This window comes from Intrasporangium sp., from assembly GCF_036566125.1.
Taxonomy (GTDB): Bacteria; Actinomycetota; Actinomycetes; order Actinomycetales; family Dermatophilaceae; genus Intrasporangium.
Genome location: NZ_DATCWX010000033.1, coordinates 1 through 6,188 on the forward strand (window position 1 = coordinate 1; position 6,188 = coordinate 6,188).

Consider the following 6,188-nt stretch of genomic DNA (forward strand, 5'->3'; position numbering starts at 1 on the left):
AGCAACCCGCTCGACACGGAGGCTGCCGTCGGGCGTGTGCGTGGCCTCGATGAGCCTGAGCTTGAGACTGTCCGCCTGACGCTGGGCGATGACCTTGGGCTGTGCCCGGTAGGCGAGCTCGTTGACGGTCCCCTCGAGGCGGGCTCGAGCGGCCTCGAGGTCCCTCTCGATTCGTGCGGTGTCGGTCATGACGCGTCCTTTCGGCAGGCTGAGGTCGACTCTAGTCGCGGGTGGTCTCGGCAGGTGTCAGGCCGCGATGCCAAGGTCACGTCGGAGCTTCGCGACGTGACCGGTGGCCTTGACGTTGTAGAGGGCGTGCGAGACGACGCCGTCCTCGTCGAGGACGAACGTCGAGCGGATCACGCCCTCCATCGTCTTGCCGTAGAGCTTCTTCTCCCCGTAAGCGCCGTAGGCACGGTGGACGTCGAGGGACTCGTCGGACAGCAACGGGATGGTCAGCGCGTCACGCTCGCGGAACTTCGCCAGCTTGGCCGGCTTGTCCTTGCTGATCCCGATGACCTCGTACCCGTCCCGCCGGAGCGACTCGAGCGACTCGCTGAAGTCGCAGGCCTGCTTCGTGCACCCCGGCGTCATCGCGGCCGGGTAGAAGTAGACGATCACCTTCCGGCCGCGGAAGTCCCGAAGGCTCACCGATGCGCCGGTGTCGTCGGGAAGCGTGAAGTCGGGGGCCTGGTCGCCCGGCTCGAGTCGGTCGCTCACGGGGTCTCCTTCGTCGGGATCGTTCACGGGAGTGCGGACGGCGGGACTCGAACCCGCACGCCGATGGCACAGGAACCTAAATCCTGCGTGTCTACCAGTTCCACCACGTCCGCCTGGCGGCTCCGCTGACCTCGAGAGCCGGGGACCAGCCTAGTTGCCTAGGCTGACGGCATGCGGCAACGGGTGAGCACGGGCAGTCCATGGGAGGACCTCGTCGGCTACTCACGCGCGGTGCGGGTCGGCGACACGATCCATGTGTCCGGGACCACGGCGGTCCGGGACGGACAGGTCGTCGGCGCCGGAGACCCCTACGTCCAGACCACGGTGGCCCTCGAGATCCTGACCGCTGCCCTGGCCGAGCTCGGCGCCACGCCGGCCGACGTGGTCCGCACCCGGATGTTCGTCACGGACATCTCTCGATGGGAGGAGTACGGCCGAGCCCACGGTGAGGTGTTCGGGGACGTGCGGCCCACGGCGTCCATGCTCGAGGTCTCGGCGCTCATCCACCCGGACCTCCTCGTCGAGATCGAGGCCGAGGCGATCGTCGGTGGGGCGGGCGCGCCAGCCTGACCGGAGAGCCTTCACTCGACGCGCACGGTCACCGTGTGGAGGCCTTCCGCACCGTTGGGCGCCGGGGGTCGCGAATCGGCCGACTGGAGGGTACCCGTCAGGTCCCGGGCACGCACGCGCAGCGTGTGACTTCCGGACGTCGCGTCCCAGTCGAGGACCCACTGGCGCCAGGCGTCGATGCTCGCATCTGTCGCCAACCGCGCCTGCGTCCATGGACCGTCGTCGATCTGGACCTCCACCTCGGCTATCCCACGATGCTGCGCCCACGCCACTCCGGCGACCGCGACCCGGCCCGCCGACACCGTGGCGCCCGATCGAGGGACGTCGATCCGTGACGACGTCTTGATCGGCCCCTCGGCGGACCACCCCCGCGGGGTCCAGTAGCCCATGTCCTCCGCGAAGGTCGTCACCTTCAGCTCGGTCACCCACTTGCAGGCGGAGACATAGCCGTACAGCCCCGGCACGACGAGCCGCACCGGGAAGCCGTGCTCGAACGGCAGCGGCTCACCGTTCATGCGCACGGCGAGCAGGGCGTTGCGGCCGTCGGTCATGGCTGGCAGGGGCGTCCCGCACGTCCACCCGTCGGCGCTGGTCTGGAGCACCATGTCGGCGCCGGGCAGCGGGCCAGCCTGCGCGAGCAGGTCGCGCACCGGCCAGCCGGTCCACACGGCGTTGCCCACGAGGTCCCCACCGACCTCGTTGGAGACGCAGGTCAGGGTCACGAGCGCCTCGCGCATCGGCTTGGCCTGCAAGGCGTTCCAGTCGATCCCGACCTCTCTCTCGACCATGCCGGTGACCCGGAGGCGCCACTCGTCGGCGTTGAGCCGCGGCACGATGATCGCCGTGTCGATCCGGTAGAAGTCGTCATTGGGCACGAGGAACGGGGTCGCTCCCGGCACCTTGAGGTCGGCGCCCGCCGGCACCGGGATCTTCGTCGCCCGGGCTGGTTCGAGTGCGATCGCCTCCCGCGAAGCCGTGGCCGCCGCCGAGTCACCGCCGAGCAACCAGCCGACGTATGCCGCTGAGCCGCCTACCGCTGCACCCAGCAGGAGGCGTCGCGCCGGGTTGTTGGCGCCCATCGCGTGCGCCGGGCGGGTGCCGCGGCTGAGGAACCACAGACCCGCGGCCGTTCCGAGCACCGTTGGAACAGCGTCAGCGAGTGACGCATCCGGACGCGAGAGAACGGCGGCCACCCCGACGGCCCCGAGGACGCCGAACGCGACAAGGGCCGCCGTGAGCCTGGACCGGGCGAGGACGCCGATGACGGCGCAGAGGACGGCCAGCACGAAGACGACGCCGACGAGGAGGGCCCGCTTGTCATTCGTGCCGAAGGCGGCGATCGCAAGGTCCTTGAGCCACGGTGGTGTCCGGTCGATGAACGCGCTGCTGACCGCGGCGACCGGGGCGGCCTGGCCGCCGGCAACGCCGAGCCACCCAAGGACTGCCGCGGTGAGGGTGCTCAGCCCGACGGTGAGCAGCCCGGCGACGAGACCGTTCGCGGCAGCCGCCCAGGCCGAACCCGGCTGCGTCGCAGGTGGTCTGCTGGCGACCGGATTGGGTGCCGTCGGGCTGGCGGAGCTCATTGGCCGAGCAGCTCCCTCAGCTGCGGCGCCAGCGCCCGGAAGGCCCGGAACCGGTGCGAGACGCCGTTCTTCTCCTCAGCTGCGTACTCCGCGAGCGTGCGTGCGTTGCCCGGATCCGGCTGCTCCTCGGGGATGAAGATGGGGTCGTACCCGAAGCCGCCGGTCCCCCGGGGCGCGTGAGCGACCCGGCCGGGGAAGCGGCCCGTCTCGACCGCGGACCGTCCATCGGGAAGGACGAGTGCTGCCGCGCAGACGAACGCCGCGCCCCGGTGCTCCTCGCGGACATCGCCGAGCTGGGCGAGCAGCAGCTCGAGGTTCGCCCGGTCGGCACCCGGTCCCTTGCTCCCGGACCAGCGGGCGCTGAAGATGCCAGGCGCGCCTCCCAGCACGTCGACGGCAAGTCCTGAGTCATCCGCGAGCGCCGGGAGTCCCGTCGTCTCGGCCGCTGACTTCGCCTTCAGCGCAGCGTTCTCCGCGAACGTGACACCGTCCTCGACGACATCTGGTGCATCAGGGAACTCGTCCAGGCCGACGATGTCGAGGCCGAGCTCGCCGCAGACGTCAGCGAGGATCTCGCGCAGCTCCTCCACCTTGTGGTGGTTGCGCGTGGCGAGGACGACCTTGGTCATGAGGCCGGCCCGTCGGCGCCCGGGTCGAGCGCCTCCTGCTGCGCGGCGGTGAGGCCCGCGCAGCCCTTGGCGGCCAGCTCGAGCAGCTCGTCGAGCAGGGCTCGCTCGAACGGCTGGCCCTCGGCGGTGCCCTGCACCTCGATGTACCGACCGTCACCGGTCATGACGACGTTCATGTCCGTCCCGGCCGTCACATCCTCCTCGTAGTCGAGGTCGAGGACCGCCTCCCCGCCGACGATGCCGACCGACACCGCCGCGACCGACCCGATGAGGGGCTCCGCATTCTTGCCGATCAGGCCCTTCGCCCGGGCGTCCGCGATGGCGTCGGCCAGCGCCACGTAGGCGCCGGTGATGGCGGCCGTCCGGGTCCCGCCGTCGGCCTGCAGGACGTCGCAGTCCAGGATGATCGTGTTCTCCCCCAGGGCTTTCGTGTCGATGACGGCGCGGAGGCTGCGTCCGATGAGCCGGGAGATCTCATGCGTGCGGCCGCCGATCCGGCCCTTGACGGACTCGCGGTCGGAGCGGGTGTTCGTCGCGCGCGGCAGCATGGCGTACTCGGCCGTCACCCAGCCGGTGCCCTTTCCCTTGAGCCAGCGGGGCACTCCCTCGGTGAACGAGGCGGCGCAGAGGACCCGAGTGCGCCCGAACTCGACGAGGACGCTCCCCTCGGCGTGGTCGAGCCAGCCCCGGGTGATCCGGACCTCGCGGGTCTCGTCGGGGGCACGTCCGTCATGTCGTGTGGCAGTCATGCCCAGAAGGCTAGCCATCCCTCAACGGTAGGCCGCCCGCCCGCTTGCTGACCCAGCCTGCGCCCGACGTCACGAAGACGTAACACCCAGCTCAGCGGCATACGACATGGCGTCACACGACGTAGGTGGCACCCGGCTTGGCGACCTCCACCTCACCCGGCCACACTGCGGCGGCCTGCGCGCAGCAGACGTCGGGATCGTTCCACGACGGCATGTGCGTGAGCATGAGGCGCTGCACTCCCCCGGCGCGGACGGCCGCCTCGGCCGCGCGGCTGCCCGAGAGGTGGATGCCACGGGTGTCGTCGCGCCCGTCGACGAAGGCGGCGTCGGCGAGGACGAGGTCCGCGCCGGTCATCAGGGGTGTCAGCGCGTCACACAGGTCGGTGTCACCGGTGTAGGCGAGCGTGCGGCCCGCTGCCTCGACCCGGAAGCCGTAGGACTCGATCGTGTGCTTCACACCCACGGGGGTGATCGTGAACGGGCCCAGGACGATCGGCTCGCGATCGCGGATCGTGCGGAACTGGAAGATCCCCGGAACGTCCTCGATCGCCTCGTTGCCGTAGGCGTGGGCCAGGTGCTCCCCCAGTCCATCCGGACCGTAGGCCGGGACATCCTCCCGCCCGGAGCCGCCGGGCACGTACTTGAGCATGACGTAGAGACCGCACAGGTCGATGAAGTGGTCGACGTGCAGATGGCTGATCAGCACGGCGTCCACGGTGAGCGGGTCGATGTGACGCTGGAGGTTTCCGAGCGCGCCGTTGCCCAGATCGAGCACGATGCTCCACGTGCGGCCCTCGGACTCTGCCCGCAGCAGGTAGCACGAGGCGGGCGAATCGGGGCCCGCGAAGGACCCGGAGCAGCCGACGATGGTGAGTTCCACGGACTGAGCCTAGGTGCGAATGGCGCCGGCCACCGGCGACTCGCGAGTTCTGTGTGTCACACAGTTATCAGACGTCGTCCATGAGCGCTTGGGTCAACGTCTCCTGCAGCCAGGTGAGGAAGTCATACCAGGCCATCGCGTAGCCGAGCGGATCGTCATCGTCGATGACCTCCATGGCCGCGTGGAGGCGTTCGGCGTCCTCCTCGGTGCGCATGCCCATCCGCTCCCCGAGGAGAAGGCGGACGTCGGTCAACGCCATCAGGAAGGCCGGTGCCTGCGACTCGTCGAGCGCCACTTCGTCATTCGCAGCGGCGGCGAGCCGCTCCATGGCGACGTCGAGGTTCGCACTCTTGCGCTGACGCAGCCCCTCCTCGGTGAGGCGTCGGAACTCTGCAGCGACCGCGTCGTCACCGCGGTGCGCATCAGGGAGCAACCGGTCGAGCGCCGGATCGCGCTCCTCGCCTTGGTCCTCGCCCTGGTCCTCGGCCCGGTTCTCGCTGGCGACGGACACGCCCATCGAGGCGACCACGTCCGCGAAGGCATCCCCCGTCGGCTCGACCTCCGGGGACAGGACGATCCGGGTCTGCTGCATGAGGCCGTGGATCATGAACCGCTCGGTGTCGTCGAGGAGGGCGACGTAGCGTCCGTCCTCGGGCAGGAAGGCGCGGGCCATCACTCGTCCTTCTCGAAGGTTGCCCACAGGCCGTAGCCCTGGAGCGACTCGGCGTCCCGCTCCATGGACTCGCGCGGACCGTTGGACACCACCGCCCGGCCCTTGGTGTGGACGTCCATCATCAGCTTCTCCGCCTTGGCGCGGGGATAGCCGAAGTACGTCTCGAAGACCCACGTCACGTAGGTCATGAGGTTGACCGGGTCGTTCCACACGATGGTGACCCAGGGGACGTCGGGCAGGACGAGCTCATCCGTGCCCGTGGCCTCCTCGGTGGCTTCCTCCGTCTCCGGGCTGCGCACGGGGGCCACCGGCGCGAGGGACATGCTCGTCAGGATCACGCATCCACCCTATGACCGCCCTGCCACAGAGCGGGATCGTAGGCTG

General features: G+C 69.9%; 9 protein-coding genes and 1 tRNA gene. 1 reads left to right on the top strand and 9 read right to left on the bottom strand.

Annotated features, from left to right (window positions below; all coding sequences use genetic code 11):
* The 3 genes from VIR15_RS02025 to VIR15_RS02035 all read right to left on the bottom strand — a co-directional run.
* Positions 1 to 189: DUF3618 domain-containing protein (locus VIR15_RS02025; RefSeq protein ID WP_331925801.1), on the bottom strand; the 189-nt coding region annotated here is incomplete at its 3' end.
* A 57-nt stretch (positions 190 to 246) separates the two neighbouring features.
* On the bottom strand, positions 247 to 720 hold the full coding sequence (gene bcp, locus VIR15_RS02030) for a thioredoxin-dependent thiol peroxidase (protein ID WP_331925802.1): 474 nt from the start codon (positions 718 to 720) through the stop codon (positions 247 to 249).
* Positions 721 to 752: 32 nt separating this feature from the next.
* Positions 753 to 833: transfer RNA gene (locus tag VIR15_RS02035), tRNA-Leu, on the bottom strand.
* A gap of 58 nt (positions 834 to 891) precedes the next feature.
* Here VIR15_RS02035 and VIR15_RS02040 point away from each other — a divergent pair.
* Complete coding sequence (locus VIR15_RS02040; RefSeq protein ID WP_331925803.1) at positions 892 to 1,290, top strand: RidA family protein; 399 nt, start codon at positions 892 to 894, stop codon at positions 1,288 to 1,290.
* Positions 1,291 to 1,301: 11 nt separating this feature from the next.
* Here VIR15_RS02040 and VIR15_RS02045 read toward each other — a convergent pair whose 3' ends face one another.
* The 6 genes from VIR15_RS02045 to clpS form a co-directional block, all read right to left on the bottom strand.
* Positions 1,302 to 2,873 carry a molybdopterin-dependent oxidoreductase gene (locus VIR15_RS02045; protein WP_331925804.1) on the bottom strand — a complete coding sequence of 524 codons (1,572 nt, stop codon included), beginning with the start codon at positions 2,871 to 2,873 and terminating at the stop codon, positions 1,302 to 1,304.
* A complete protein-coding gene (rdgB, locus tag VIR15_RS02050; protein WP_331925805.1) occupies positions 2,870 to 3,502 on the bottom strand; it encodes an RdgB/HAM1 family non-canonical purine NTP pyrophosphatase in 633 nt (210 codons plus the stop codon). The genes VIR15_RS02045 and rdgB overlap by 4 nt, the downstream gene beginning before the upstream one ends.
* A complete protein-coding gene (gene rph, locus VIR15_RS02055) occupies positions 3,499 to 4,251 on the bottom strand; it encodes a ribonuclease PH (protein ID WP_331925806.1) in 753 nt (250 codons plus the stop codon). The genes rdgB and rph overlap by 4 nt, the downstream gene beginning before the upstream one ends.
* A gap of 112 nt (positions 4,252 to 4,363) precedes the next feature.
* Positions 4,364 to 5,131, bottom strand: coding sequence for an MBL fold metallo-hydrolase (locus tag VIR15_RS02060; protein ID WP_331925807.1), 768 nt, complete (start codon positions 5,129 to 5,131; stop codon positions 4,364 to 4,366).
* A gap of 67 nt (positions 5,132 to 5,198) precedes the next feature.
* Complete coding sequence (locus VIR15_RS02065; RefSeq protein WP_331925808.1) at positions 5,199 to 5,804, bottom strand: DUF2017 domain-containing protein; 606 nt, start codon at positions 5,802 to 5,804, stop codon at positions 5,199 to 5,201.
* A complete protein-coding gene (gene clpS / locus VIR15_RS02070; protein ID WP_414654894.1) occupies positions 5,804 to 6,127 on the bottom strand; it encodes an ATP-dependent Clp protease adapter ClpS in 324 nt (107 codons plus the stop codon). The genes VIR15_RS02065 and clpS overlap by 1 nt, the downstream gene beginning before the upstream one ends.
* Positions 6,128 to 6,188: the final 61 nt, after the last annotated feature.

Excerpts from the sequence above, each read along its gene's own strand:
- VIR15_RS02040 (WP_331925803.1), top strand. The coding sequence starts at position 892 with ATGCGGCAACGGGTGAGCACGGGCAGTCCATGGGAGGACCTCGTCGGC.
- VIR15_RS02045 (WP_331925804.1), bottom strand. The coding sequence starts at position 2,873 with ATGAGCTCCGCCAGCCCGACGGCACCCAATCCGGTCGCCAGCAGACCA.
- rdgB (WP_331925805.1), bottom strand. The coding sequence starts at position 3,502 with ATGACCAAGGTCGTCCTCGCCACGCGCAACCACCACAAGGTGGAGGAG.
- rph (WP_331925806.1), bottom strand. The coding sequence starts at position 4,251 with ATGACTGCCACACGACATGACGGACGTGCCCCCGACGAGACCCGCGAG.
- VIR15_RS02065 (WP_331925808.1), bottom strand. The coding sequence starts at position 5,804 with ATGGCCCGCGCCTTCCTGCCCGAGGACGGACGCTACGTCGCCCTCCTC.
- clpS (WP_414654894.1), bottom strand. The coding sequence starts at position 6,127 with ATGTCCCTCGCGCCGGTGGCCCCCGTGCGCAGCCCGGAGACGGAGGAA.